The organism is Streptomyces monomycini (assembly GCF_022271435.1).
GTDB lineage: Bacteria > Actinomycetota > Actinomycetes > Streptomycetales > Streptomycetaceae > Streptomyces > Streptomyces monomycini.
The window spans coordinates 36,530-62,914 of the sequence record NZ_JAFIQY010000049.1 but is presented as its reverse complement, the minus strand read 5'-3'; the positions used below and the strand labels follow the sequence as shown (position 1 = coordinate 62,914).

Below are 26,385 nucleotides of genomic sequence, written 5' to 3'. Positions count from 1 at the left end.
GGGGCGGCCGGGCCGTACCCGCCGCGGCGCCCCGCTGGGGACGCGGCCGCGCGGCCGTCGCGACCTCCGTGGGGCGCCCGGTGCGGGCCGGCCGCACCCGGGCGTCGGCCTCGGCCAGGTCGAGGGCCAGGTCCAGGTCGGCGGGGCCGGTACGGGCGTCCGCGCCGTGGTCGACGGTCAGTACGCCCGCGCTGTGCCGCTTCTCGCCCGCGCTCCAGGCGATGACGGCGGCGACGGCACGGCGGGCGCGGTGGACCGGGACGGTGATCTTGCTGGCCATGAGGGTCCTCTCGTGCGTGAGGTTCGGGGCGGGGAGGGGGAGGGGGGACGTTCCGCCGCCTCAGCTCTTGTTGCTGCCCCCCGCCCGCAGGTTGGCGAGGTCCGCCTTGACGGTGTTGATCGGGATGGCGAAGCCGAGGCCGACGCTCCCCGCCGAGCTGCTGCCCTGTGCGGAACTGGGCGAGTACATGGCCGAGTTGATGCCGATGACCTGGCCCTTCATGTCGATCAGCGCGCCGCCGGAGTTGCCGGGGTTGAGCGCCGCGTCGGTCTGGATGGCCTTGTACGTGGTCTTGGACTGCCCGGTGTCGCCGTTGTACTGCTCGCCGCCGAACTCGAACGGCCAGCCCGGACCGCCCCGCTGCGGCTGCCGCTCCTGGCCGTCGTCCTTGGGGACCGTCACATCGCGCTTGAGGGCGGAGACGATGCCGCTGGTGACCGAGCCGGTGAGCCCTTCGGGGGAGCCGATGGCCACGACCTCGTCGCCGACCGCCAGGCTGTCGGAGTTGCCGAGCGAGGCGGTGGTGAGGTTCTTGGCGCCCTTGACCTTGAGCAGGGCCAGGTCCTTGTCCGGGTCGGTGCCCACCACGTCGGCCTGCTTCTTGCTGCCGTCGCTGAAGGTGACCTCGACCGAGGAGGCGCCCGCCACCACGTGGTTGTTGGTGATGATCTCGCCGTCCGGGGTGATGACCACGCCGGAGCCGGTGGACTCGCCGCTCGCCGTCCGCGCCTTGATCTCGACTATCGCGGGGGTGACGGCCTTGGCCACCGCGGAGACGCTGCCGCTGCTCTTGGCGGAGCCCGCGTTGACGGCCGGGGTGGTGGTACTGGCCTGCGGCCGGTCCGTGGCGCTGCCGATGAGGGCGGCGCTGCCGCCGCCGATCAGACCGGAGGCGAGCGCCACGGCCGCGATCAGCGCGACGGGGCGGCGGGCCCGGCGGCGCGGCGCGGGGGCGCCGGTGCCGGTACCGTCGGGGCCTTCCGGACCTCCCGGGCCGCCCGAGCCGCCTGAGCCGCCGAAACCGGCGTCGCCGCCGGGGGTGCCGGGGCCCGCGGGGGCGCCCGCCGCCGGCTGCGGTGCGGCGTACGGCGGGTGGGGCGGCGGGGCCGGGTAATCCGTCCCGCTCGTCCCGCCCTGCGCCTGCGGCCCGTGGGCGTAACCCTGGTACTGAGGAGTCTCGTCGCCGCTGCGGCGGTAGGTTTCGGTCATGTACCCGACTGTGCGAGCTGACCATGAGAACCGTCTGAGAACGCCCTGAGAGGCCCGACAGAAGTAGGTATGCCCGGTGTAAGGAAGATCAGCTGCGGAACGCGCGCCCGGTGGCCGGCACCGCGCCGGCGGCGGCCGGGCCGCAGCCGCACGACCCCCGGACCACCAGCCTGGCCGGGAACAGCCGCAGCCGCTCGCGCCGCGACCCGACCACCCGCAGGCCGTCGTCCAGCACCAGGTCGACCGCCGCCCGCGCCATCGCCTCCCGGTCGGAGGCGACCGTGGTCAGCGGCGGGTCGGTCAGCGCGGCTTCCTTGACGTCGTCGAAGCCGGCCACCGCCAGTTCGCCCGGTACGTCGATGCGCAGCTCGCGGGCGGCCCGCAGGACGCCGATCGCCTGGTCGTCGGTGGCGCACATGATGGCCGGCGGGCGGTGCGGGCCGGCGAGCAGGTCCAGGGCGACCTTGTATGCGTCATAGCGGTTGTACGGCGCCTGGAAATAACGCCCTTCGAGCGACTTTCCGGACTCCTCCATCGCCCGGCGCCAGCCCTCCAGGTGATCGGTCACCGGGTCGCCGGACTTCGGGGTCTCCTCCGTGCCGCCGAGGAAGGCGACGTACGGATGGCCGTGCTCCAGCAGATGCCGGGTCGCCAGCTGCGCGCCGCCGACGTCGTCCGTCATCACGGCCACGTCGTCGATGGCGTCGGGCCGCCGGTGCAGCAGCACCACCCGGGCGTCCCAGGCGTCGATCTCGGCCGCCGCGTGCTCGCTGGGTCCCTGGCTGATCAGGATCAGCCCGGCCACCCGCATCCCCAAGAAAGCGCGCAAATAGTGCACTTCGCGCTCGTCCAGGTAGTCGGCGTTGCCGACCAGGACCATCTTTCCGCGCTCGGCGGCAGCCTGCTCGACGGCGTGCGCCATCTCCGCGAAGAACGGCTGCCGGGTGTCCGGCACGATCAGTCCTATGAGGTCCGTGCGCCGGGACGCCATCGCCTGGGCGACCCGGTCCGGGCGGTACCCCAGCTCCTTGATCGCGGCGAGCACCCGCTCGCGCGTGGCCGGGGCGACCGGCCTCGGTCCGTTGTTGATGACGTAACTCACCACGGCGGTCGAGGTACCCGCCAGTTTTGCCACATCATCCCGCGTCACCTTGGCCACGCGCGGCAGTCTACGCGGGTGGCCTCAGCTCTTGGCAGGCCGAGCGACGGCGGCTTCCCTCCCGGCACCGGCGCGCGAGGGTGCGGAACGGCGCGCGCCCGCGCCCGCGCCGCCCTCGGGACCGTCGCCGTTCACCGGGGCCCGGCCGCCGAGCCGGTCCTGCGGCGCCCTGTCCTCCGCCGCGCGCTCGGGCTTCTCCGGCGTGACGAAGCGGTAGCCGACGTTGCGTACGGTGCCGATCAGCGACTCGTGCTCGGGGCCCAGCTTCGCCCGCAGCCGCCGTACGTGGACGTCGACCGTGCGCGTACCGCCGAAGTAGTCGTAGCCCCAGACCTCTTGGAGCAGCTGGGCGCGGGTGAAGACCCGGCCCGGGTGCTGCGCCAGGTACTTCAGCAGCTCGAACTCCTTGAAGGTCAGGTCCAGGACCCGGCCCTTGAGCTTGGCGCTGTAGGTCGCCTCGTCCACCGACAGGTCGCCGTTGCGGATCTCCATCGGGCTGTCGTCGACGGTGATCTGCTGGCGTCCCATGGCCAGCCGCAGCCGGGCCTCGACCTCGGCCGGGCCCGCGGTGTCGAGCAGCACGTCGTCGATGCCCCAGTCCGCGGTGACGGCGGCCAGACCGCCCTCGGTCACCACCAGCACCAGCGGACAGCCGGGCCCGGTGGACCGCAGCAGCTGGCACAGCGACCGCACGTGCGGCAGGTCGCGCCGCCCGTCGATCAGTATGACGTCGGCCCCGGGGGTGTCCACCAGGGCCGGTCCCTCGGCGGGGGCGACCCGGACGCTGTGCAGCAGCAGGCCGAGCGCGGGGAGCACCTCCGTCGAGGGCTGGAGGGCGTTGGTCAGGAGCAGCAGCGAACTCATCGCCGATCACCCGCCCGGGTCCCGGCCGGTCGTTTCCTGCCCTTGGTGTCCTGCACGCTTCGCTCGCCCATTACGTCTGGTTCCTCCTCGGTCCCTGCGAACGGGGCCCCTCCCATGCCCGGTCCCGGCCATGGGGGCGTATGCGGCACTGCTTCGTACGGGTGGCTCCCCGGGCCCGTTCAGGGCCCTGTGGAGCGCCGGTGTGCTCATCCGCGCGTGAACGCGGGTGAAAGCACAAAAGGACCCGGGGGCAACGCTGCCCGGATCCTTCTTGCCCAGCAGAATAGCCCACATGACTTCCGGACCCGAGGCGGATTTTGCGCGATCTTGTGTTCCGTCGATCACAACGAGTGGCCGGCGCACGTCCTTGTTGACGGCGGACGGGGTCCGGATCGACGCCGTCCACACGCCTCGGCGCGCCCCCTCGGACACCCCTGCGGACGGCCTGGCCGTCGTCCTGGCGCACGGCTTCACCGGGGCGCTGGAGCGGCCCGCGCTGCGCCGTGCGGCCACGGTCTTCGCCCAGCGTGCGGGCGTGATCACGTTCTCCTTCCGGGGCCACGGGCGGTCTGGCGGGCGCTCCACGGTCGGCGACCGCGAGGTGCTGGACCTGGCCGCGGCGGTCGGCTGGGCGCGCGCCCTGGGCTACCGCCGGGTCGCGACCGTGGGCTTCTCCATGGGCGGCTCGGTCGTCCTGCGGCACGCCGCGCTCTACGGAGGGGCGCGCGAGGGGCGCACGGATGCGCATACCGACACGGTGGTGTCGGTGAGTGCTCCCGCGCGGTGGTTCTACCGCGGTACGGCTTCGATGCGCAGGCTGCACTGGGTGGTGACGCGGCCCACGGGGCGCCTGGTGTCGCGGCTGGGGCTGCGCACCCGTGTCCACCCGGAGGACTGGGACCCCGTACCGCTGTCCCCTTTGGCAGCCGTCCCGCGGATCACCCCCACCCCGCTGCTCGTCGTGCACGGCGACCGCGACCCGTACTTCCCGCTGGACCACCCCCGGATGCTCGCCGCGGCCGCCGACCCGGCGACCAGCGAGCTGTGGCTGGAGCGCGGCTTCGGCCACGCGGAGAACGCGGCGCCCGGGGAACTCCTCGAACGGATCGCGGCCTGGACGGCCGAACGGGTGGCGGAGCAGGCGGCGTGATCATGGCGGCGGCCCGTACCGGGAAGGTACGGGCCGCCGCTCACCGGGCTTCAGATGCCGGTCCTCACTCCGCCTCCACCTCCGCCAGCGGCTCGGCGAACTGCGCCGCGTACAGCTTCGCGTAGGCGCCGTCCGCCGCCAGCAGCGCGTCGTGCGTGCCCTGCTCCACGATCGCGCCGGACTCCATGACCAGGATCAGGTCCGCGTCCCGGATGGTGGACAGCCGGTGCGCGATCACGAAGCTGGTGCGGCCGGTGCGCAGCTGCGCCATGGCGTGCTGGATGAGCACCTCGGTACGGGTGTCGACCGAGCTGGTGGCCTCGTCCAGGACCAGGATCGCCGGCTCGGCGAGGAACGCCCGGGCGATGGTGATCAGCTGCTTCTCGCCCACCGAGACGTTGCCGCCCTCGTCGTCGATGACGGTGTCGTAACCGTCGGGCAGGGTCCGCACGAAGCGGTCCACGTGGGTGGCCTTCGCCGCCTCGATGATCTTGTCCATCGAGGTGCCCTCGGGAGCGCCGTAGGCGATGTTCTCCGCGATGGTGCCGCCGAAGAGCCAGGTGTCCTGGAGGACCATGCCGATGTGGGAGCGCAGTCCCTCCCGGGTCATCGCCTGGATGTCCACGCCGTCCAGGGTGATCCGGCCGCCGCGCACCTCGTAGAACCGCATCAGCAGGTTGACCAGCGTGGTCTTGCCCGCGCCGGTCGGGCCGACGATCGCCACCGTCTGGCCCGGGTGGACGGCCAGCGACAGGTCGTCGATGAGCGGCTTGTCGTCCTCGTAGCGGAAGGAGACGTCCTCGAAGACGACATGGCCGCTGACGTGCTCGGGGCGCTGCGGCCGGGCGTCGTCCGGCTCCTGCTCCTCGGCGTCCAGCAGCTCGAAGACCCGCTCCGCCGAGGCGACGCCGGACTGCACCATGTTGGCCATCGAGGCGACCTGGGTGAGCGGCTGGCTGAACTGCCGGGAGTACTGGATGAACGCCTGCACGTCACCGATGGACAGCGCGCCGGAGGCGACGCGCAGGCCGCCGACCACCGCCACCAGGACGTAGTTCAGGTTGCCGATGAACATCATCGCGGGCTGGATGGTCCCGGAGATGAACTGGGCCTTGAAGCCCGCCTCGTACAGCGCGTCATTCTGCTTGCGGAAGAGCTCGGCGGACTCCTTCTGGCGGCCGAAGACCTTGACCAGGGAGTGGCCGGTGTACATCTCCTCGACGTGCGCGTTGAGCTTGCCGGTGGTCTTCCACTGCTCCACGAACTGGGGCTGCGCCCGCTTGCCGACCTTGGTGGCGACGAGGACCGAGACCGGCACCGTGACCAGCGCGACCAGGGCCAGCAGCGGCGAGATCCAGAACATCATCGCCAGCACGCCGACGATGGTCAGCAGCGAGGCGACGATCTGGCTCAGGGTCTGCTGGAGCGTCTGCGCGATGTTGTCGATGTCGTTGGTGGCGCGGGAGAGGACCTCGCCCCGCGCCTGCTTGTCGAAGTAGCGCAGCGGCAGCCGCGCCAGCTTCTCCTCGACCTGCTCACGCATCCGGAAGACGGTCCGCTGCACGACACGGGTGGCGATCCGGGCCTGGACGAAGCCGAAGAACGAGGCGCCGAGGTAGATCAGGAAGACCCACAGCAGGACCACGCCGACGGCGCCGAAGTCGATGCCCTGGCCGGGCACGACGGGCATCGTGCCGAGCATGTCGGCCAGCCCGTTCTCGCCCTGCGCCCGCAGGTGCTCGACGGCCTCGGCCCGGCTGATGCCGCCGGGCAGCTGCCGGCCGACGACGCCCGCCATGATCAGGTCGGTGGCGTGGCCGAGGACCTTGGGGGCGACCACGGACAGCGCGACGCTGAGCAGGCCCAGCGCCAGCGCCACCCAGATGACCGCCCGTTCGGGCTTCATCTGCCGCAGCAGCCGCAGGCTGGAGCCCTTGAAGTCCATGACCTTCTCGGTGGGCTGGCCGCCCATCATGCGCGCGGGCCCGGCGGCCGGCGCGGGGCCGCGCTGCTGCGGGGCCTTCTGGCTGCTCACGCCGCCTCCTGCTCGGTGAGCTGGGACAGGACGATCTCCCGGTAGGTCTCGTTGTCCGCCATCAGCTCGGTGTGCGTGCCGGTGCCGACCACCCGGCCCTCGTCCAGGACGACGATGCGGTCGGCTCCGCGGATCGTGGAGACGCGCTGGGCGACGATGACGACAGTGGCCCGGCCGGTCTCCCGGGACAGCGCGGCCCGCAGGGCGGCGTCCGTGGCGTAGTCCAGGGCCGAGAAGGAGTCGTCGAAGAGGTAGATCTCCGGCTTGCGCACCAGCGCCCGGGCGATGGCCAGGCGCTGCCGCTGCCCGCCGGAGACGTTGCCGCCGCCCTGGGCGATCGGCGCGTCCAGGCCGTCCTCCATGCGCTCGACGAAGTCCCGGGCCTGCGCGGTCTCCAGCGCGTGCCACAGCTCCTCGTCGGTCGCGTCGGGGTTGCCGTAGCGCAGGTTCGTGGCGACGGTCCCGGAGAAGAGGTACGGCTTCTGGGGTACGAGGCCGATGGCGGTGGCCAGCGTCTCGGGGGCGAGGGTACGGACGTCCACGCCGTCGACCAGGACCGTGCCGCCCGTCGCATCGAACAGCCGCGGCACCAGCCCCAGAAGGGTGGACTTGCCGCTGCCGGTCGAGCCGATGACGGCGGTGGTCTCGCCGGGGCGGGCGACCAGCGAGACGTCCTTGAGGACCGGCTCCTCGGCGCCCGGGAAGCGGAACTCGACGTTCCGCAGTTCCAGTTCGCCGTGCCGGCGCAGCTCGGTGACCGGCTGCTCCGGCGGGGTGACGCTGGAGTCGGTGGCCAGCACCTCCTGGATGCGCTCGGCGCAGACCTCGGCGCGCGGCAGCATCATCACCATGAACGTCGCCATCATGATCGACATGAGGATGTACATCAGGTAGCTGAGGAAGGCGGTCAGCGCGCCGATCTGCATCCCGCCGCTGTCGATACGGTGCCCGCCGAACCACACGACGGCCACGCTCGACACGTTCACCACCAGCATGACCAGCGGGAACATCAGCGACATCAGCCGGCCGGCGCGCAGCGACACGTCGTACAGGTCGTGGTTGGCGCCCGCGAAACGCTCGCGCTCGTACCCGTCCCGGACGAAGGCCCGGATGACCCGTATACCGGTGATCTGCTCGCGCAGCACCCGGTTGACGGTGTCGATCCGGTCCTGCACCCCGCGGAACAGCGGACGCATCCGCCGGGTGACCAGCGAGACGAGGATCGCCAGCACCGGGACGATGACCAGGATCAGGCCGGACAGCGGCACGTCCTGGTTGAGCGCCATCACCACGCCGCCGACGCACATGATGGGCGCCGCCACCATCATCGTGAACGTCATCAGGACCAGCATCTGGACCTGCTGCACGTCGTTGGTGGTACGGGTGATCAGGGACGGCGCGCCGAACCTGCCCACCTCGCGGGAGGAGAAGGACTGCACCCGGTCGAAGACGGCGGCCCGGATGTCACGGCCCAGTGCCATGGCCGTGCGGGCACCGAAGTAGACGGCGCAGATCGAGCAGGCGATCTGCAGCAGGGTCACGGCGATCATGACCCCGCCGAGGCGGAGGATGTAGCCCATGTCCCCCTTGACGACACCGTTGTCGATGATGTCGGCGTTCAGGGTGGGCAGGTAGAGGGTGGCCAGCGTCTGGACGAGCTGGAGCAGCACGATCAGGGATATGGGGCGCATGTGGGGCCGCAGATGCGCCCGCGCCAATCGGACCAACACCGTTCGAGCCTATGCGAGCCCTTGTCCGCGGCAATCGAATTTCCCCGCACCACTCGAACGAAGCAGGAGGTTTTGCCAGAACTTGTCCGGACAGCCGCCGAACTTGCCCGGAACGGTACCCGCCGCGGCGTACGCCATCATGGAGGCCTCTGACGACGCACGACGAACGACGATGAAGAGGCCGCCGTGACAACAACTGGCACCGTGCGCTACTGGGCCGCGGCGAAGGCCGCCGCCGGCACCGCCGAGGAGCCGTACGCGGCGGCGACACTCGCCGAGGCACTGGCCGCGGCACGCGAGCGGCACGCCGCGAACCCCGAGTTCGCCCGCGTCCTGCTGCGCTGCTCGTTCCTGGTGGACGGCGACCCGGTCGGCGGCCGCGACCACGCGGCCGTCCGGCTGGCCGAGGGCGGCACCGTCGAGGTCCTGCCGCCGTTCGCGGGAGGATGAGCGAGACCATGAGCGAGAACCAGCCGCAGAATCCGTACGGGTCCTACGACCCGTACCAGCCGCAGGACCAGCGGCAGCAGCCGCAGCAGCCCGCGCATCCGCAGCAGGCCGCCGCCGATCCGCAGGCGCCGTACGACGCGCACGGCTCCTACGGGTCCGGAGACGCGTACGGGACGCCGGCCCCGCAGTCGTACGGCGGTCACGGCGGTCACGGCGGTCACGGCGGCGCGTACGGCCAGGCGCCGCAGCAGGGCTACGGACAGCAGCCGCCGCAGCAGCCGTACGAGCACCAGGCGTACGGGACCCCGCCGTACGGCCAGCAGCAGCCCCCGCAGCAACACCCCCAGCAGACCTACGACGCGTACGGACGTCCGCAGCAGAGCGCCTGGCCCGCGGCTGCCGGACAGCAGCAGTCCGGCCAGTACGGACAGCAGGGCCAAACCGGTCAGGCCGGCCAGTACGGACAGCAGAATCAGTACGGGCGGCAAGGCCAGGCCGGCCAGTACGGGCAGCAGAGCCAAGGCGGCCAGTACGGACAGCAGGGGCAGGCCGGCCGGTCCGGCCAGTACGCCACTGGGCCGGACGGCCGTCCCGCCTACGGACAGGCCTCGCCCGGAGCCACCTCGTACGGATCCGACGCCTACACCACGGGCGACGACCGGGACGGCCCGCAGACCCAGACCTGGACGGCGCCGACCTGGGACACCAGCGTCCAGCTGCCCGTCGTGGGCGGCCCGGACCCGGGGGGCCCCGGCCAGTCCGCTCCGGACCCGTCCGCCGCCGAAGAGACCGCGTACCTGCCGAAGCAGAGCCCGGAACCGGCCACCGCCCGCGCCCCGCAGCCGCAGCCCCCGTCCCATGCGCAGTCCCGGCACCGGGGCGCGCCGGAACCCGAGCGGTCCGCGGACGAGCCGACGCCCGACCTGTCGCGGCTCGCACCCAACCAGCGCGCCCGCGCCGAGGGCCGCTCGCCGATCATCCCGCCCGGCCTGCAGCCCGCCGCCGTCACCGCCGTACTGGCCCTGCTCCTCGCCTTCGCCGCGCCGCTGCCCCGGGTGGCCCTGTCGGTGCCGGTGGTGCTCCTCCAGGCCGTCACCGCGGCGGGCTGGTTCCGCCTCAACGGCATGTGGCCCGCCCGGCAGGGCATCGCCCTTGCCTTCCTGGCGGGCGTGACCACCGACATCGCGCTGCTGGCCACCGAGCGCGACCAGGCGCCCGTGGTCGCCATCGGCACCCTCGGCGTCTGGTGCCTGTTCGTCCTCGTCCTCCAGCTGCGCAACCGCAGCAGCGCGGACGAGCGGATGTACGCGCTGACCGCCGGCCTCACCTCCACCGCCCTGGTGGTCCTGGCCGCCGGGCAGCTGGCCGCCACGAACAACGCCGTGACGGTGGGCTGCGTCGCGGTCGCGGTGACCGCCCTCGCCCGCGCGCTGCCCCTGCCGTCGGCCGCCTCCCTGGTCGTCGCCCTGCTCGGCGGCGCCGGCGCGGGCATCGCGGCCGGCCAGCTCACCGGCCTGGGCGCGTCCGGCGCCCTGCTGGGCCTGGTCGCCGGCGGCTGCGCCCTGATCGGCCTCCGGGTGGCCAGCTACGACTACCCGTCCCGCTTCGTGCACATGACGGCGGGCGTCGCCCTGCCGCTGACGCTGGCGGCCCCGGCGATCTACGTACTGGGGCGGGCGCTGGCCTGAGAGGCGACTGTCGTGGGCGGGTCCGGTGGTGATCACGGGCCCGCCTTTGGCGTTCTTCGGGGTGACGGCCTGCCTTTGGCGCTCGTCGGGGTGACGGCCCGCCTTTGGCGTTCGTCGGGGTGACGGCCTGCCTTTGGCGTTCTTCGGGGTGACTGCTCGCCCTTGGCGTCCGTCGGGCTGACGTCGGCTGCGCGCCATACGGGCGCTCGCACACATTCCCCCACCGGGGGTCTACCCAGGCGTAGCCGCGCGGAAGCCCACGCCACGCGGCCGAACCGAGCCGGGGACAGCCGGCCCGCCCGCCATACGGGGCGACCGCACACATTCCCCCACCGGGGGCCTACCCAGGCGAAGCCCCACCGAAGCCCACGCCACGCGGCCGAACCGAGCCAGGACCAGCCGGCCCGCCCGCCCGCCATACGGGGCGACCGCACACGTCCCCCCATTGGGGGCCTACCCAGGCGTAGCCCCACCAAAGCCCCGGCGCTCAAGCGGCGAGACACCGCGAGACGCCGCGGGACACCGCGAGACGCGCAGGACACCCCGGGACACCGCGAGACGCCGCAGCCCCCCGGGACACCCCGGGACCCCCCAGGACACCCCAGCCACCGACCGGAAAAGACACCGCCCCCCATGGTCCGGTTAGGCTCGCACGCATCCGACCGGGGGCCTGACCCGGAAAAACCGGGCCGATTTCGGCCCCACGCCTGGGGGTAGTGGTTCGATGCGCGCACTGCGAGTGCTGTTGGTGATCGTCGTGATACTCGGCGGCCTGTTCGTGGCCGCCGACCGGATCGCCGTGAACTTCGCCGAGGACAAGGCCGCTGACAAGATCCGCAGCAGCCAGGGCCTGGACCGTACGCCGGAGGTGTCGATCACCGGCTTCCCGTTCCTGACCCAGGTCGCGGGCCGCAGCCTGGACCAGGTGGACGCCAGGATCGACGGTCTGAACGCCACCGCCGAGGGCCACACGCTGCGTATCCAGGAGTTGTCGGCGCAGTTCCACGACGTGAAGCTGACCAGCGACTACACCTCGATCGAGAGCGCCGCGAGCGCCACCGGCGAGGCCCGTATCTCCTACGCGGACCTGACCACCGCCTCGGGCAAGAACGTCAAGGTGAGCTACGGCGGCGAGAAGAACGGCAAGAGCCAGGTGAAGATCTCGCCGAACCTGCCGAACCTGCCGATGCTGAACTCGCTGGAGGTCACCGGCACGGTGAGCGTGGTGAACGGCGACACCGTCCGGCTGCGCGCCGACACCCTCCCGGCCCTGTGCTCCCAGCTGTCGGCCTGCCGGAACCAGGTCCGTGCGCAGACCGACCACGAGTGGAAGCTGGACCGGCTGCCCGGCGGCCTGAAGCTGGACAAGGTGGTCTCGACGCGGGAGGGCATCTCGATCTCGGCCAGCGGCAAGGACGTCAAGCTGCCCGGCTGATCCGTCCGGACACCGCCCGGCCGGGGCTCCCCCCCACCCCCGGCCACCGGCCACCGGCCACCGGCCACCGGCCGCCGAAAACGGTACGGATCGCCGCCATCCACCCGCCCGTCCGTACACTGAGACATCCCGTCCCGTACGCCAGACTCCTTCCGGCGCGCGGACCACCGCAGCGCGCCCCGCACACCCCTCGCACCACCCCTCCGTACCGCCATACGGACGGACACGTCTCAGCATCCGACACGCCGGTGACACGCCCCGCCGCGCCTCCCTACGATCGGTCGCATGCAGAGCTCTCTGAGCGGTTCCCGTTCGCGGGGACAGGCGAACCTCACGAAGCGGCGGGCAGTCGACCTGTGCCGCGTCGCCGCCATGCTCTGTCGCACTGCCTGACGGGCAGCCTCTTACCCCGTCTCCGCCCGGCCCGCTGAGGCCACACCCGCACTTCCCCCACGCAGCGCCGCGTCCTTCGCCCGCAGCGCGCACCGGCGTACGCGTGCCCCGTAACTGCCCCGGAGGAGAACAACATGAGCCGTAGCGACGTCCTGGTGGACGCCGACTGGGTCGAGGCCCACCTCGACGACCCGAAGGTGGTCGTCGTCGAGGTCGACGAGGACACCTCGGCCTACGACAAGAACCACATCAAGAACGCCGTCCGCATCGACTGGCAGAAGGACCTCCAGGACCCGGTGCGCCGCGACTTCGTCGACCAGGCGGGCTTCGAGAAGCTGCTCTCCGGGAAGGGCATCGCCAACGACGACACCGTCGTCCTCTACGGCGGCAACAACAACTGGTTCGCCTCGTACGCCTACTGGTACTTCAAGCTGTACGGCCACGACAGCGTCAAGCTGCTCGACGGCGGCCGCAAGAAGTGGGAGCTGGACTCCCGCGACCTGGTCGACGGTTCGCAGGTGCCGAACCGTCCGCGGACCGACTACAAGGCGAAGGCCCAGGACACCTCCATCCGCGCCTTCCGTGACGACGTCGTCGCCGCGATCGACAACCTGAACCTCGTCGACGTGCGCTCCCCCGACGAGTTCAGCGGCAAGCTGCTCGCCCCGGCACACCTGCCGCAGGAGCAGTCGCAGCGCCCCGGCCACGTGCCCAGCGCCCGCAACATCCCGTGGTCGAAGAACGCCAACGACGACGGCACCTTCAAGTCGGACGACGAGCTCAAGGCGCTCTACGAGACCGAGAACGTGGACCTGGCGAAGGACACCATCGCCTACTGCCGCATCGGCGAGCGCTCGGCGCTCACCTGGTTCGTGCTGCACGAGCTGCTCGGCCAGTCCAACGTCAAGAACTACGACGGCTCCTGGACCGAGTACGGCTCGCTGGTCGGCGTGCCGATCGAGCTCGGCGCCGCCAAGTAGGCGCACCGGCGCAGTACCGCCTCCCCGTACCCCTCGACTCACCAAGGACGACTCATATGTGTGGAGCACAGGCCGGCGGCCCGGACGCTTCGACGATCAAGCCGGGCGAGACCACGATCCAGGGCAGCGTGACCCGCGACGGCCAGCCCGTCACCGGTTACGTGCGCCTGCTGGACAGCACCGGCGAGTTCACCGCCGAGGTCCCCACCTCGGCGACCGGGCAGTTCCGCTTCTACGCGGCCGAGGGCACCTGGACGCTGCGCGCCCTGGTCCCGGGCGCGACCAAGGACCGTACCGTCGTCGCGCAGCACGGCGGTCTCGCGGAGGTCACCATCGCCGTCTGACGGCGGTACGCACGTACGCACGTACGGCCGACGGGCCGCACCCCAGGGGGTTGGACGCCTTGGCCGGGGTGCGGCCCGCCGCGCTTCCCAGCCACCGCCGCCGGATCTACGGTGGAACCATGTCCGCGCACCAGCGTCCGCCCGCGCAGCGCCGGCACCGCCGGTACTTCGTCCTGATGGGCGTGTGCATCGCCCTGTTCGTCCTGGCCTGGGGCGTGGTACGGCTGTGGTCCGTGCCGGCGGCCGTGGCGATGTGTGTGGTCGCCATGGTCATCCCGCCGTTCGCGGCGATCATCGGCAACCGGCGGGAGCCGGGTGAGCGCTGGTGGGACGAGTCGGGCGACCCGGAGTCGGACCGGTGGTGGCGCGAGATCGACGACCACCGCCCCGGGCCGGGCTCCGGGTCCGGTTCCGGCTCGGGCCGCCGCTGAGCCGCCGCCGGGCCGCCACTGAGCAGCGCCCTCAGTAGACGAGCGCCTGCACCCCGTCCGGCATGACCTCGCTCACGAACACCTGGGCCCCGGCGATCCGGGCCCCCTCGATGAGGTCCTTCTCCTCGATGTCCCGGCGGGCCGCGCACTGCGTGCACACGGTGATCGTGCCGCCGCCCGCCACGATCGAGTCGATCAGGTCCGGCAGCGGCGCCGCGTGCGGCAGCTCGAACTCCGCCGCGCGCCCCGGCAGCGCGAACCACGCCGACTCCCCGGTCAGCCACAGCGAGACGTGCACCCCGCTGGCCACGGCCACCGCCGCCACCGTGAACGCCTGCGAGCACCGCTCGGGGGCGTCCGCCCCCGCCGTCACCTTGATCACCAGCTTCTTCGCCATACGGCCACTTTAGAGCTCCTGCCAACGCAACCTTTCGGCCCCGTAGTTGGTCAGTTGTCCGACCTGCACACGATCTTTATGGGGGCCGCATGCAGCCGGACCGTCCTGACCAGCCGCCCCGCCCGGGGTTACGCCACCGCTTCGCGGGCCGTACCCGCCCGCTGATCGCCCTGGGCGCCGCGCTCGGCGTCGTCGGCGGCGTGGCCGCGGGCTACGCCGTCCAGTACGGGCGGCCGCCGACACCGCTGCCGCCGTTGGCGGCGGGCGTGGCGGCGCAGCAGCCGCGGCAGACGGCCGGGGACGCCGTACCGCGCCCCGTGGCCGCGCCGTGGTCCGACGGTGACCTGGAAACGCTTCTCGCGCCACGCCCGGAGGACGCGCGGCCGCAGGGCTCCGGCAATCCGCGGCTGCGGCTGGACGGGTTCGCCGCGGGCTACACCGAGCCCGCCGAAGTGTTCAAGGGGCTGGTCACGAGCGGCTTCCAGCGGGCCGTGCACGACATCTGGTGCCTCGGCAGCCTCACGGTCCGGACCGATCTCGTCCAGTTTCGCGACATGTGGGACGCGAGCGCCGCGCGGTACGTGGAGGACGGGCAGGGGTTCGACGAGACACAGCACGCGCACAAGGTGAAACTGGCCGGTACCCCCACCGGTGTGCTGCTCGTGGAGGCGAAGGCGCGGGAGTTCCCGGGCAGCGCGCCCCTGTACACCGCCCGCGCGCTGGCCCGGCGCGGCACGGTCGTCATGGACATGGCCTTCCAGGACACGAAGCCCCTCGACGAGGCCGCCCTGCGCACCTTGGCCCAGCGGCAGCTCGACACGCTCATGAAAGCCCCGGCCCAGGCCCCGCCCCGCACCATGGGCGATCCGCAGGCCACCGGCCCGGGAGCCGCCGCGCTCCGCACCGAGCTGCTGCCCGCCCCGGGAGGACTCGCGTACGGGCCCGATCCGGGCTCCTTCCGCAACGACAGCACGGTCGGCGCCGAACAGTCCGAGCTGCTGGCGCGGCAGCTGTCCGCCTGGCTGCCCGCCGAGCGGCGGGACGCCTTCTTCTCCGCGCTGCGGCGCCGGGGCGTCATCGAGTCGGCCGTACGGACGTACCGGGCGCCCGGCCAGATACTGGAGGTGCAGCTGTTGCGCCTGAAGCCGGGCGGCGCGGACGGCCTCCCTGCCGCCCTCGCGGGCGACGGAGTACGTACCGGGCCGAGCGTGCCGGGCCACCCCGAAGCGCACTGCGTCCTGCCCGAGGGGTCCGGCGCGAAAGGCATGGCATCGATGCTGTGCGCCGGGCAAGTGCGGGATCGCCTGGTCGTCCTGACCGCTTACGGGCCCGAAGCGCTGGACACCTCGCACGGGGCCCGGCACCTGTCCCAGCAGCTCCAACGGACCGGCACGCGCGGAGGCACCGCATGACCGACGCCAGCTCCCTGACCGTGGACGGCCCCGCCGACCCGGCGGACTCCGACCCGGCGGACTCCGGCACAGCGGACTCCAGCACACCGCCTCCCGCCGGCCGCCCGCGCCGCCTCCGCCGGGTCCTGCCCCGCGTCGCGGCGGCCGTCGTGGTCTGCGGCCTCCTCGGCACCGGCATCGCCTACGGGATCACCTCGGCCGACCGTACCGACCTGCCCGGCCTGGGCACGCCGGGCGACGGCCGCTGGCCGTACCCGGAACAGCACCGGCCGCCGCTCCCCCAGGGCGCGCCCGCCCCCTTCGCGAAGACGCCCGACGCGACCGGCGGTCCCCCCGGCGTCCACCACGCCGACCTCGGCGGGCTGCGCCTGACCGCCCCCGAGGGCGCCACGGTGGACCTCGACAAAACCAGCGGGAAGAACGCGCCGGACACCGCCGCCTTCACCGCGGAGTACGAGGCTCCGTCCGGCGACCTGCTGCGACGGCACCTGGCCGACTACGCCCCGCGCCGTACCGCCTCCCGTGGCTGGACCATGCCGGACGGCACCCGGGCCCGGGTCCACCTGATCCAGTTCGAGAGCGCGGCGGTGGTCCAGTACTTCCGGCAGACGGCGCTGAACGACTGGAAGGGCACGGTCGTCACCCTGCGGGACGCGCGGACCGTCGTGCGGGACGAGGATTACAGCAAGGCCGTGCCGGAGCGGCCGGGCGACTCCGCCGACCCCGACACCGGGGAGGAGGTGTACCGGCAGACCGGTTCCGAAGGCGGCCGCTCCGTGCGCTACGCCTACCTGTCCGCCGGCGACACCCTCGCCCTAGTCGTCCACTCCCGCCCCGGCAGCACCGTACCGACGGCCTTCTACCAGTCCGTCGCCCTCCAGCAGCAGCTCCTGGGCTGAACCGGCGGCGCCGGGTCCCCCGGGTGCGTCAGGCGCCCGGGAGACCCGGCGGGACCGACCTCACAGCGCCGCCACCGAGCACGCCGACTAGACTCGCTTCCGGTCCGTAACACCTCACTCCGTCCGAGGAGCGCGCTCGTGCTTGAGGCAGTCTTCACCACCCTGCTCGTCCTGGTCGCCGTCGGCGTCGTCGCCTTCGCCGGGCTGACCTGGAAGAAGCTGTACCAGGGCCAGCGCTAGACCCACCGAACACACCAGACTTCCCCGACACAGATCGCCTGAGCTGATGATCGAGATCCCGTCCGACCTGAACCCGGCCCTCGTGCCCCTCGCCTTCCTGCTCGGCAACTGGGAGGGCGCCGGCGTCGCCGACTTCCCCGGTTCCGAGAAGTGCAACTTCGGCCAGGAGGTCACCTTCACGCACGACGGCCGTGACTTCCTCGAATACACCTCGCACAGCTGGGTGCTCGACGGCGAGGGCAAGAAGGTCGCTCCGCTGGAGACCGAGTCCGGCTACTGGCGCATCGACAAGGACCGCAAGGTCGAGATCGTGATGATCCGCGACGGCGGCGTCGCGGAGGTCTGGTACGGCGAGCTGGCCGACCAGAAGCCGCAGATCGACCTGGCCACCGACGCCGTGGCGCGGACCGCGGCCTCCGGCCCGTACACCGGCGGCAAGCGCCTGTACGGGTACGTGAACAGCGACCTGATGTGGGTCGGCGAGAAGGCCACCCCCGAGGTGCCGCTGCGCCCGTACATGTCGGCGCACCTGAAGAAGGTCGTCGACCCGCGCGAGTGGGCCAAGGACATCAAGGACCTGCCGGACGACGGCATCGCCTTCTTCAAGTAGACAAGAAGTAGCCAAACCGGCCTCCACAGGCCGCAGAGCGCCCCGCGGGGGAAGTCCGGTGAGAGTCCGGCGCTGACCCGCAACGGTGTGCGGAACACGCGTTCCGCCAGCCCGATCACCCGCGGGGGCGCCGGTTCCTGATCAACTCGCCGTGGACTGCGAGGGGACACCGCCGCGGGCCTCGCGCCACGCGGCGTCACCCCGGACCGTACGGACGCGGCCCGAGCCGAAGGCGTACGCCCCTTGGCCGCCCCAGCCCGTACCGCCGCCCCCGCCTCCGCCCCCGTCGGGCCCGACGGTGACCGGCCCCGTACCGGCTCGCCGCTGCCCACCGTGCCCCTGGTCGCCGGGCTCGCCCTCGTCCTGCTCGCGTCCCTGGTGTGCGGTGTCGGCCTCGGCGCCTCCGGCGTCGGCTGGGGCGAGGTGCTGCACCATCTCGGCGCCGGGCTGAGCGGCGGGACCATCACCTCCGACGAGGTCTCCGCCTACACCATCGTGTGGGAGCTGCGCTTCCCGCGCACGCTCCTGGCCGCCGTCGTCGGCGCCGGGCTGTCCGCCATCGGTGTGGCCGTCCAGGCCCTGGTGCGCAACGCCCTCGCCGACCCCTTCGTGCTCGGCATCTCCTCCGGCGCCGCGGTCGGCGCCAACGCCGTCCTGCTCTTCGGCTCGCTCGGCGCGCTCGGCGTCTGGGCCCTGTCCACCGCCGCCTTCGGCTCGGCGCTGCTGGCCATGGTGCTGGTCTACGCGGCGGCCCGCAGCGCGCACGGCCTGACCCCGCTGCGCCTGGTCCTGACCGGCTCCGCCATGTACTACGGCTTCTCCGCCCTCTCCACCCTGATGGTCTTCGCCGCCGACCGGGGCGAGGCGGCGCGGTCCGCCATGATGTGGCTGCTGGGCAGCCTCAGCGGGGCGGGCTGGGGCTCGCTGCCGGTCGCCGCGGTGGCGGTGGCCGGGGCGCTGCTGTACCTGATGCTCTCCGCGGGCCGCCTGAACGCGCTGGCCATGGGCGACGAGTCGGCCGCCGCGCTCGGCGTGGACCCCGGGCGGCTGCGCCGGGAGCTGTTCGCGGTCACGGCGGCCGTCACCGGCGCGGTGGTCGCGGTCAGCGGGGCGATCGGCTTCGTCGGGCTGATGGTGCCGCACGTGACGCGGATACTGGTGGGCGCCGGGCACCGGCGGGTGCTGGCGGTGGCGCCGCTGCTGGGCGCGGTGCTGATGGTGTGGGTGGACATCCTGTCCCGGGTGCTGCTGGCGCCCGTCGAGCTGCCGGTCGGAGTGATCACCGCGGTGCTCGGCGTGCCGGCCTTCGTGCTGCTGATGCGGCGGCGCGGCTACACGTTCGGAGGCGGGGGCTGATGCGGGGGCTGACGCAGAGCCCGATGCGGGGTCCGATGCGGGGTCACGGCGGTACGTACGGAGGCGGGGCCTGATGCGGGTCGACATCGACGCGGTGTCCGTGGACGTGGCCGGCGCGCGGCTCGTGCACGACATCACCCTGCGCGCGGACAGCGGCCGGGTCGTCGGGCTGGTCGGGCCCAACGGCAGCGGCAAGTCCACCCTGCTGCGCTGCGCCTACCGCGCGCTGCGCCCGGCCGCCGGGACGGTACGGCTGGACGGCACCGACCTGCACACCATGGGCGTACGCGAAGGGGCCCGGCACCTGGCCGCGCTGCCCCAGGAGTCGGCGACCGAGTTCGGGTTCACGGCCGCCGAGGTCGTCGCGATGGGGCGGCTGCCGCACCAGCGCGGCTCGGGCCGGCCGAGCGCCGCCGACCTGCGGGTGTGCGAGGAAGCGCTGGACCGTACCGGCGCCGCCCACCTCGCCGGCCGGGCCTTCCTGAGCCTGTCCGGCGGCGAGAAGCAGCGGGTGCTGATCGCCCGCGCGCTGGCCCAGGAGCCGCGGGTGCTGGTGCTGGACGAGCCGACGAACCACCTCGACATCGCGCAGCAGCTGGAGCTGCTGGCGCTGGTACGGGACAGCGGGCTGACGGTGCTGACCGCGCTGCACGACCTGAACCTGGCGGCCGTGCACTGCGACGAGCTGTACGTCATCTCCGGCGGGCGCATCGTCGCCTCCGGCGCGCCGCACGACGTGCTGGGCCCGGAGCTGCTGGCCGAGGTGTTCGGGGTGCGCGCGCACCGCGTACCGCATCCGGAGACCGGCGTCGTCCAGCTGCTGTTCGACCGCCTGCCCGCCCGTACCGACGCACCCACCACCTCATGAGGCCCCCCATGCGCACCCGTCGCCACCGCTCCGCCGCCCTGCTCACCGCCCTCGCGCTCGCCGCGCTCACCGGCTGCGGCGCGCACGTCGCCGAGGGCGGGAAGGACGGCGCCGCCAAGGCGTCCGGGACGGGCGGCGGCGGGTCCGGCCACTACCCGGTCACGATCGAGAACTGCGGGACGAGGACCACGTACGACAAGGCGCCGCGGCGGGTGGTCACCAACGACGTCGGGATCGCCGACATCATGTTCGCGCTCGGCCTGGAGGACCACATGGCCGGTTACGTCATGCCGGAGTACCGGGGCAGGATCGACGCCGTCGCCTGGAAGGACGCGTACGGCAAGGTGCCGTGGCTCTCCAAGAAGGCGATCACCAAGGAGATCGCCCTGGACGCCAAGGCCGACCTGGTCTTCGCGGGCTGGAACTACGGCTTCGGCGAGGACAGCGACGTCACCCCCGCCTCCCTGAAGAAGCTCGGCATCGGCAGCTACGTCCTGACCGAGTCGTGCCGCAACGGGACCGACGGCGGCCAGGGCAGCGCGCGCGGCGTGATGCCGCCGCTGGACGCGCTCTACACCGACCTGAAGACCCTCGGGAAGATCTTCGACGTCGAGGACCGGGCGGACGCGCTGATCGCCACGTACCGCAAGCAGATCGCCGACGCGCAGGCCAAGGTGCCCAAGGACGGTGCACGGCCCACCGTCTTCCTCTACGACGGCGGCCAGGACAAGCCGATGACCTCCGGCCGCTTCGCCGGGCCGCACGACATCATCACCAAGGCCGGCGGTGACCACGTCATGAAGGATCTCAACGACTCCTGGACCACGGTCGGCTGGGAATCGGTGGTCGAACGCGACCCCGACGTGATCGTCATCAACGACTACGGCACGCCGACCGCCGCACAGAAGAAGGCGTTCCTGAAGTCGTACGGGCCGCTGAAGAACGTCTCGGCGATCAAGAACGACCGTATTTTCGTACTGGACTACGCCGACCTGGTGGAGAGCCCGCGCAACCCGGCGGCCGTCGCCGCGCTCTCCGGTTACCTGCGGAACGTAGGCGGCCACTGAACGTCCTCCTACACTGTCGGTGTGGTGAGCAGCGACTGGCAGAGCGACCTCCGCAAGCGCGGGTACCGGCTGACCCCGCAGCGGCAGCTCGTGCTGGAGGCGGTGGACAAGCTGGAACACGCCACACCCGACGCCATCCTCACCGAGGTGCGCAGGACGGCGGGCGGCGTGAACATCTCCACCGTCTACCGGACGCTGGAGCTGCTGGAGGAGCTGAGCCTGGTCAGCCATGCCCACCTCGGGCACGGCGCGCCCACGTACCACCTCGCGTCCCGGCACCACCACATCCATCTGGTGTGCCGGGACTGCTCGGAAGTGATCGAAGCCGATCTGTCGGTGGCCGAACCGTTCACGACGATGCTGCGGGAGACGTTCGGTTTCGACACGGACCTGAAGCACTTCGCGATCTTCGGGCGCTGCGCGGCGTGCACCGGCCCCGGCGCGGGCACCGGCACCGATACCGGTGCCGCACGGACGCCGGCCGGCGGGCCGCCCGCCGAGGGCGGGTCGGGGCCCACCGCGTAGCCGGTCGTACGCTGGGGGTATGCCGCGCCCACGTGAAGCCAGTCCGCTGCTGTCGCTGCCCGGTGCCGTCCCGGCCGAGGCCCCCGACGAAGGTGTCGCCGCACACTACGGCGACCTGTTCCGCGAACAACGCACCCTCGCGGACGGCCGCGGTTTCGTCGACCTCTCGCACCGCGGCGTGGTCGCCGTCAGCGGCCCCGAGCGGCTGAGCTGGCTGCACCTGCTGCTGACCCAGCACGTCACCGACCTCGCCCCGGGCCACGCCACCGAGGCCCTGATCCTCTCCGCCAACGGCCACATCGAGCACGCCCTCTACCTCGTGGACGACGGGGAGACGACCTGGCTGCACACCGAGCCGGGCGACGAGGAGGCGCTGATCGCCTACCTGGAGAGCATGAAGTTCTTCTACCGCGTCGAGGTCGCCGACCGTACGGACGACCACGCGGTCGTCCACCTGCCGGCCGGCTCCATCGCCGAGGCGCCGAAGGACGCGGTCGTCCGGGAGACCCCGCACGGCCGGGACGTCTTCCTGCCCCGCGCGGACCTGGAAGCCTTCGCCTCGGCCAACGGCCCGGCCGTCGGCACGCTGGCCCTGGAGGCGCTGCGCGTCGAGGCGCACCGGCCGCGCCTGGGCCGCGAGACCGACCACCGCACCATCCCGCACGAGCTGGGCTGGCTCGGCACCGCCGTGCACCTCCAGAAGGGCTGCTACCGCGGCCAGGAGACGGTGGCCCGCGTCCACAACCTGGGGAAGCCGCCGCGCCGCCTGGTCTTCCTCCACCTGGACGGCAGCGAGGTGCACCTGCCGCCGCACGGCGCACCCGTACGCCTGGCCGCCGACGGCGCCGAGGGCCGTCAGCTCGGCTTCGTCACCACCTCGGCCCGCCACCACGAGCTGGGCCCCATCGCGCTGGCCCTGGTCAAGCGCAACGTGCCCGTGGACGCGCCGCTGCTCGTGGAGAGCACGGCGGCGGCGCAGGAGGTCGTGGTCGAGCCGTAGGACAGTCAGGAGGTCGCGGTCGAGCTCAAGGCCGCCGCCTGGAAGGAGCCGCGGCCCGGAAGCCGCGGCTCAGACCTCCAGGAGCACCGTGAACGGGCCGTCGTTCGTGAGCGAGACCTTCATGTCCGCGCCGAAGCGGCCCGTCGCGACCTCCGCGCCCAGCGCGCGGAGCCGCGCGGCGACCTCGTCGACGAGGGGTTCGGCCACCGGGCCGGGGGCCGCCGCGTTCCAGGTGGGCCGACGGCCCTTGCGGGCGTCACCGTAGAGAGTGAACTGACTGATCACCAGCAGGCCCGCACCCGTGTCCGAGCAGGACTTCTCACCGTCCAGGACGCGCACCGACCACAGCTTGCGGGCGAGCCGCTCCGCCTTCTCCGGAGTGTCGTCGTGCGTCACTCCGACCAGCACGCACAGCCCTTCACCGACGATCTCCCCGACCGTTTCGCCGTCCACCTCGACGCGTGCGCCGTCGACCCTCTGCACCACAGCTCGCATACCGCCCATGATGCACGGCACGCCCGGGCCCGGGACAGCCGTACCCTCCCGGGGCCGTTCGGGTGCCATGGCCATGGCTGGCCCTGCGGACGGCCCGCCCGCAGTGGCACGATGCGTGCACGCGGTGCGTCGCGCGGACAACGTGCCCGCACGGCCGCACCGGACGAGGGGACGGAACGACTCATGAGCACTGCCGGTCCCGGGCACACCCCCGGACCCGTACCGATCGCCCGTACGGCGCCGACGGCGGCCCGTACGACCCCGCCGGCCCCGGCACCCGCCGGGCCCGCCCGCACGGAGGACGGCCCCATGTTCCAGGCAGGCACGGCGCCGCACCGGCCGCCGCTGCAACGCGACCGCTTCCGCCCGGTCCCGCGGCCCGACCTGCACCGGCTGACCCTGCCCGACCTGCGCGTCGTGCGGCGCGAGGCGCAGCAGGAGGAGGCCGACCTGAGCTATGTGCGGCGACTGCTCCAGGGCCGGATCGACATCCTGCGGGCCGAGAGCACCCGCCGTACGGCCCCGCACTCGCCCCTGCTGGACCGGCTGCCGGAGATCCTGACGGACGGGCCGTCGCAGCACCGCTCCTCGGCCCGCCACGTGACGCTCGGGATGCCGCACAGCGAGGAGTACCGCCAGCTCGCGGAGCAGATGCTGGGCGAGGTGGAGCTGTCCGACCTCACGGCCCGTACGGACCAGGAGCTGCACGACGCGATGGGCCGGCTGGTCCGTTACGAGCAGCAGGTCTCCCGGCGTCGCCAGGCGCTGCAGCGGACCGCGGACGATTGCAGTGCGGAGATCGCCCGCAGGTACCGTGAAGGTGAAGCACAAGTAGACGACCTGCTCTCCTGACCCGACGGCGTACCGTTCCGGGGGATCGCGGGTCACTCCCCCGGAAGGCCCCCGATGAGTTCCTCCACCGTTACCGAAGGGTCCGCCCCGTCCGGTATGTCCCCCGTCCTCGCCGAGGTCGTGCGTTCGGGCTTCGTCGAGGGCCGGCACCGCGGCTCCCTGGTGGTCCTGGCGGCGGACGGCAGCGTGCAGAGCGCCCTCGGTGACGTCACCTCCCCGGTCTTCCCGCGCTCCGCCAACAAGCCGATGCAGGCCGCCGCCATCCTGCGGGCGGGCCTGGACCTGTCGGGCGAACGGCTGGCGCTGGCCGCCGCCAGCCACTCCGGCGAAAGCTTTCACCTCGACCTCGTCCAGAAGATGCTCAGCGAGCACGGCCTGGCCCCCGAGCTGGTGCAGACCCCGCCCGACCTGCCGCTGGACCCGGTGGAGGCGGAGACGTACCTGGCGTCCGGGCGGGTGCGCGAATCCCTGACCATGAACTGCTCCGGCAAGCACACCGCCATGCTGGCCGCCTGCGCCGCCAACGGCTGGCCGCTGGACTCCTACCTCCACCCGGACCACCCCCTCCAGCAGCTGGCCCTGGAGACGGTGCGCTCCGCCAGCGGCGAGCGCGTCGAGCACATCGGCACGGACGGCTGCGGCGCGCCGCTGATGGCGATATCACTGACCGGTCTGGCCCGCTCGTTCCGGCACTTCGTGCTGGCCGACGCCGGTACGCCGGAGCGGCGCGTGGCCGACGCGATGCGCGCCCACCCGGAGTACGTGGCGGGCACCCGCCGCCCCGACACCTGGCTGATGCGGGCGCTGCCCGGCGTGCTGTCCAAGATGGGCGCGGAGGCCGTGCAGGCGGTGGCGCTGCCGGACGGACGGGCGCTGGCGTTCAAGGTCGACGACGGCGCGAGCCGCACGCTCGGGCCGGTGCTCGCCCGGGTGCTGCGCCTGATGGGCGTCGAGTCGCCGGTGCTGGAGCGCATCGCGGAGGCGCCGCTGCTGGGCGGCGCCGAGCGGGTCGGGGAGATACGCGCGGCGTTCTGAGGGGCGCGGCGCAGGGCTGTTCGGAGGGCGGCGCCGGGCGTGCGGAGGGGGCGTCGCCCGGCCTCCCGGTGCCCGGCCGCGGCCCGCGAAAATGCCGCGACGGCCGTTCAGCACCGTGGCTACCGTACGGCCATGAGCATCGAGCTGCGCAAGGTCGGCGACGCGGACATCCCCGGTTGGATGCGAGCCGTGACCGTGGGCTTCCTGCGGCCGCCCGAGGTGTCCAAGGAAGAAATCGAGTTCCGCCGCGGCAACTACGTCCCGGACCGCACCCAGGGCGCGTACGAAGACGGCCGCTGGGTCGCCACGTTCCGCAGCTTCCCGCAGGAGCTGACCGTGCCCGGCGGCGCTCGGGTGTCCGCCGACGCCGTCACGTCCGTGACGGTCTCGCCCACCCACCGGCGGCGCGGGCTGCTCACCCGGATGATGACCGGCGACCTGCGGGCCGCCAAGGAGCGCGGCGACGCCCTCGCCTCGCTGATCGCCGCGGAGTACCCGATCTACGGGCGGTACGGCTTCGGCCCCGCCGCCTGGAGCACCGAGTGGCACATCGACGTGGCGCGGGCCGCGCTGGACCCGCGGCACGCGGGCCCGGACGACGGCGGCCGGGTCGAGTTCGCCGACGCCGCCGAGGTCCGGGAGCTCGGCCCCGCGCTGCACGAACGGTTCCGCGCCGGGCAGCCCGGCGCGATCGACCTGCCCGCCGTCTGGTGGCAGGTCCAGACGGGCGCCGTCCCGCTCCCGCACGTCCCCGCGAGCCGGCGCTTCCACGCCGTCCACCGGTCCGCGTCCGGCGAGGTCGAGGGCCTGGTCACGTACCGGACGACCAACGTGTGGGAACACCAGCAGCCGCAGAACACCCTCACCGTCGACCGCCTGACCGCGACCACCCCGGCCGCCGAGCGCGCCCTGTGGCTGTTCCTGTGCTCGATCGACTGGGTCCTGCACGTCAGGACCGGCCTACGCCCGCCCGACGACCTGCTGCCGCACCACCTCGGCGACCCGCGCGCGGCGCGCGTCGTGCAGCACTCCGACTACCTGTGGATCCGGCCGCTGGACATTCCCCGGCTGCTGGAGGCGCGTACGTATCCGACGGCCGGCTCCCTCGTCCTGGAGGTCGGGGACGCGGCGGAACTGGCCGACGGACGCTACCTCCTGGAGGCCGGGCCGGACGGCGCCACCTGTACGCGTACGGACCGCGGCGCGGACCTCACCCTGGACGTGGGCGCCTTCGCCTCGCTCTACCTGGGCGACGAGTCCGCGCTACGGCTGGCAGCGCTGGGCCGTGTCGACGAGGAACGGCCGGGCGCGCTGGCGACCGCCGACCTCCTGCTGCGCACGGCCCGCCGGCCGTGGTGCCCGGACGAGTTCTGACGGAGCCCCGGGCAGGGCCCCGGCGTGCGCCGGGGCCGCCCGGCAGGTGTGCTGAATAGGGTGGCGGGGACAAGTAAAGGCCCGGGCGGGAGTTGCAGGACACCGCC

The 26,385-nt window shown here is 72.8% G+C and carries 26 protein-coding genes and 1 pseudogene; 19 read left to right on the top strand and 8 right to left on the bottom strand.

What is annotated here, in order from left to right:
- The 4 genes and pseudogenes from JXZ78_RS35400 to JXZ78_RS35385 form a co-directional block, all read right to left on the bottom strand.
- A pseudogene (locus JXZ78_RS35400) lies at window positions 1-280 on the bottom strand (hypothetical protein); the annotation flags it as partial.
- A 60-nt stretch (window positions 281-340) separates the two neighbouring features.
- Window positions 341-1,489 carry a S1C family serine protease gene (locus JXZ78_RS35395; RefSeq protein WP_030021034.1) on the bottom strand — a complete coding sequence of 383 codons (1,149 nt, stop codon included), beginning with the start codon at window positions 1,487-1,489 and terminating at the stop codon, window positions 341-343.
- Between the two features lie 88 nt (window positions 1,490-1,577).
- The gene (locus JXZ78_RS35390) at window positions 1,578-2,648 is read right to left on the bottom strand and encodes a LacI family DNA-binding transcriptional regulator (protein WP_030021035.1); all 1,071 of its coding nucleotides are present in this window, start codon (window positions 2,646-2,648) and stop codon (window positions 1,578-1,580) included.
- A 24-nt stretch (window positions 2,649-2,672) separates the two neighbouring features.
- Window positions 2,673-3,512: a response regulator transcription factor gene (locus tag JXZ78_RS35385; RefSeq protein WP_030021036.1), complete on the bottom strand. Its 840-nt coding sequence runs from the start codon at window positions 3,510-3,512 to the stop codon at window positions 2,673-2,675.
- A gap of 292 nt (window positions 3,513-3,804) precedes the next feature.
- Between JXZ78_RS35385 and JXZ78_RS35380 the strand changes: the two genes are divergently transcribed.
- Window positions 3,805-4,662: an alpha/beta hydrolase gene (locus JXZ78_RS35380; protein WP_030021037.1), complete on the top strand. Its 858-nt coding sequence runs from the start codon at window positions 3,805-3,807 to the stop codon at window positions 4,660-4,662.
- Window positions 4,663-4,726: 64 nt separating this feature from the next.
- Here the strand turns inward: JXZ78_RS35380 and JXZ78_RS35375 are convergent, their stop codons facing one another.
- Entirely contained in the window at window positions 4,727-6,634 is a 1,908-nt protein-coding gene (locus tag JXZ78_RS35375; protein ID WP_033038233.1) for an ABC transporter ATP-binding protein, read from the bottom strand.
- A gap of 59 nt (window positions 6,635-6,693) precedes the next feature.
- Window positions 6,694-8,427, bottom strand: a complete 1,734-nt coding sequence (locus tag JXZ78_RS35370) for an ABC transporter ATP-binding protein (protein ID WP_030021039.1) — start codon at window positions 8,425-8,427, stop codon at window positions 6,694-6,696.
- A 204-nt stretch (window positions 8,428-8,631) separates the two neighbouring features.
- Between JXZ78_RS35370 and JXZ78_RS35365 the strand changes: the two genes are divergently transcribed.
- The 7 genes from JXZ78_RS35365 (at window position 8,632) to JXZ78_RS35340 (ending at window position 14,148) form a co-directional block, all read left to right on the top strand.
- Window positions 8,632-8,877: a MoaD/ThiS family protein gene (locus tag JXZ78_RS35365; protein ID WP_030021040.1), complete on the top strand. Its 246-nt coding sequence runs from the start codon at window positions 8,632-8,634 to the stop codon at window positions 8,875-8,877.
- Between the two features lie 8 nt (window positions 8,878-8,885).
- Window positions 8,886-10,565 carry a hypothetical protein gene (locus JXZ78_RS35360; protein WP_238783585.1) on the top strand — a complete coding sequence of 560 codons (1,680 nt, stop codon included), beginning with the start codon at window positions 8,886-8,888 and terminating at the stop codon, window positions 10,563-10,565.
- Between the two features lie 724 nt (window positions 10,566-11,289).
- Window positions 11,290-12,000, top strand: coding sequence for an LmeA family phospholipid-binding protein (locus JXZ78_RS35355; RefSeq protein ID WP_030021042.1), 711 nt, complete (start codon window positions 11,290-11,292; stop codon window positions 11,998-12,000).
- 285 nt (window positions 12,001-12,285) lie between these two features.
- Complete coding sequence (locus JXZ78_RS41200) at window positions 12,286-12,393, top strand: putative leader peptide (RefSeq protein ID WP_360125604.1); 108 nt, start codon at window positions 12,286-12,288, stop codon at window positions 12,391-12,393.
- A gap of 134 nt (window positions 12,394-12,527) precedes the next feature.
- Complete coding sequence (locus JXZ78_RS35350) at window positions 12,528-13,373, top strand: sulfurtransferase (RefSeq protein ID WP_030021043.1); 846 nt, start codon at window positions 12,528-12,530, stop codon at window positions 13,371-13,373.
- 56 nt (window positions 13,374-13,429) lie between these two features.
- Window positions 13,430-13,717: a DUF1416 domain-containing protein gene (locus tag JXZ78_RS35345; RefSeq protein ID WP_030021044.1), complete on the top strand. Its 288-nt coding sequence runs from the start codon at window positions 13,430-13,432 to the stop codon at window positions 13,715-13,717.
- A gap of 119 nt (window positions 13,718-13,836) precedes the next feature.
- Complete coding sequence (locus JXZ78_RS35340; protein WP_078624352.1) at window positions 13,837-14,148, top strand: DUF3099 domain-containing protein; 312 nt, start codon at window positions 13,837-13,839, stop codon at window positions 14,146-14,148.
- A gap of 31 nt (window positions 14,149-14,179) precedes the next feature.
- On the opposite strand, the gene JXZ78_RS35335 is transcribed toward JXZ78_RS35340, so the two are convergent.
- Window positions 14,180-14,545 carry a DsrE family protein gene (locus JXZ78_RS35335; protein WP_030021046.1) on the bottom strand — a complete coding sequence of 122 codons (366 nt, stop codon included), beginning with the start codon at window positions 14,543-14,545 and terminating at the stop codon, window positions 14,180-14,182.
- Between the two features lie 89 nt (window positions 14,546-14,634).
- On the opposite strand from JXZ78_RS35335, the gene JXZ78_RS35330 reads away from it, so the two are divergent.
- The 8 genes from JXZ78_RS35330 (at window position 14,635) to ygfZ (ending at window position 22,522) form a co-directional block, all read left to right on the top strand.
- Complete coding sequence (locus JXZ78_RS35330; RefSeq protein WP_030021047.1) at window positions 14,635-15,957, top strand: hypothetical protein; 1,323 nt, start codon at window positions 14,635-14,637, stop codon at window positions 15,955-15,957.
- A complete protein-coding gene (locus tag JXZ78_RS35325; protein WP_030021048.1) occupies window positions 15,954-16,856 on the top strand; it encodes a hypothetical protein in 903 nt (300 codons plus the stop codon). Before JXZ78_RS35330 ends, JXZ78_RS35325 begins: the two co-directional genes overlap by 4 nt.
- Window positions 16,857-17,142: 286 nt before the next feature.
- The gene (locus tag JXZ78_RS35320) at window positions 17,143-17,706 is read left to right on the top strand and encodes a heme-binding beta-barrel domain-containing protein (RefSeq protein WP_030021049.1); all 564 of its coding nucleotides are present in this window, start codon (window positions 17,143-17,145) and stop codon (window positions 17,704-17,706) included.
- A 243-nt stretch (window positions 17,707-17,949) separates the two neighbouring features.
- Window positions 17,950-19,062 (top strand): FecCD family ABC transporter permease, encoded by a 1,113-nt coding sequence (locus tag JXZ78_RS35315; protein WP_030021050.1) that lies wholly within the window; start codon window positions 17,950-17,952, stop codon window positions 19,060-19,062.
- Between the two features lie 73 nt (window positions 19,063-19,135).
- Window positions 19,136-19,930, top strand: a complete 795-nt coding sequence (locus tag JXZ78_RS35310) for an ABC transporter ATP-binding protein (protein ID WP_030021051.1) — start codon at window positions 19,136-19,138, stop codon at window positions 19,928-19,930.
- Window positions 19,931-19,938: 8 nt separating this feature from the next.
- Entirely contained in the window at window positions 19,939-20,997 is a 1,059-nt protein-coding gene (locus tag JXZ78_RS35305; protein WP_030021052.1) for an ABC transporter substrate-binding protein, read from the top strand.
- 21 nt (window positions 20,998-21,018) lie between these two features.
- Window positions 21,019-21,522, top strand: a complete 504-nt coding sequence (locus JXZ78_RS35300; protein WP_050502611.1) for a Fur family transcriptional regulator — start codon at window positions 21,019-21,021, stop codon at window positions 21,520-21,522.
- Between the two features lie 19 nt (window positions 21,523-21,541).
- Window positions 21,542-22,522 (top strand): CAF17-like 4Fe-4S cluster assembly/insertion protein YgfZ, encoded by a 981-nt coding sequence (gene ygfZ, locus JXZ78_RS35295; protein WP_030021054.1) that lies wholly within the window; start codon window positions 21,542-21,544, stop codon window positions 22,520-22,522.
- A 69-nt stretch (window positions 22,523-22,591) separates the two neighbouring features.
- On the opposite strand, the gene dtd is transcribed toward ygfZ, so the two are convergent.
- Complete coding sequence (gene dtd / locus JXZ78_RS35290) at window positions 22,592-23,017, bottom strand: D-aminoacyl-tRNA deacylase (RefSeq protein WP_030021055.1); 426 nt, start codon at window positions 23,015-23,017, stop codon at window positions 22,592-22,594.
- Between the two features lie 183 nt (window positions 23,018-23,200).
- Between dtd and JXZ78_RS35285 the strand changes: the two genes are divergently transcribed.
- The 3 genes from JXZ78_RS35285 (at window position 23,201) to JXZ78_RS35275 (ending at window position 26,278) form a co-directional block, all read left to right on the top strand.
- On the top strand, window positions 23,201-23,869 hold the full coding sequence (locus JXZ78_RS35285) for an RsiG family protein (RefSeq protein WP_030021056.1): 669 nt from the start codon (window positions 23,201-23,203) through the stop codon (window positions 23,867-23,869).
- A 54-nt stretch (window positions 23,870-23,923) separates the two neighbouring features.
- Window positions 23,924-24,904 carry an asparaginase gene (locus JXZ78_RS35280; protein ID WP_030021057.1) on the top strand — a complete coding sequence of 327 codons (981 nt, stop codon included), beginning with the start codon at window positions 23,924-23,926 and terminating at the stop codon, window positions 24,902-24,904.
- Window positions 24,905-25,036: 132 nt separating this feature from the next.
- On the top strand, window positions 25,037-26,278 hold the full coding sequence (locus JXZ78_RS35275) for a GNAT family N-acetyltransferase (protein ID WP_030021058.1): 1,242 nt from the start codon (window positions 25,037-25,039) through the stop codon (window positions 26,276-26,278).
- The last annotated feature ends 107 nt before the right edge of the window (window positions 26,279-26,385 follow it).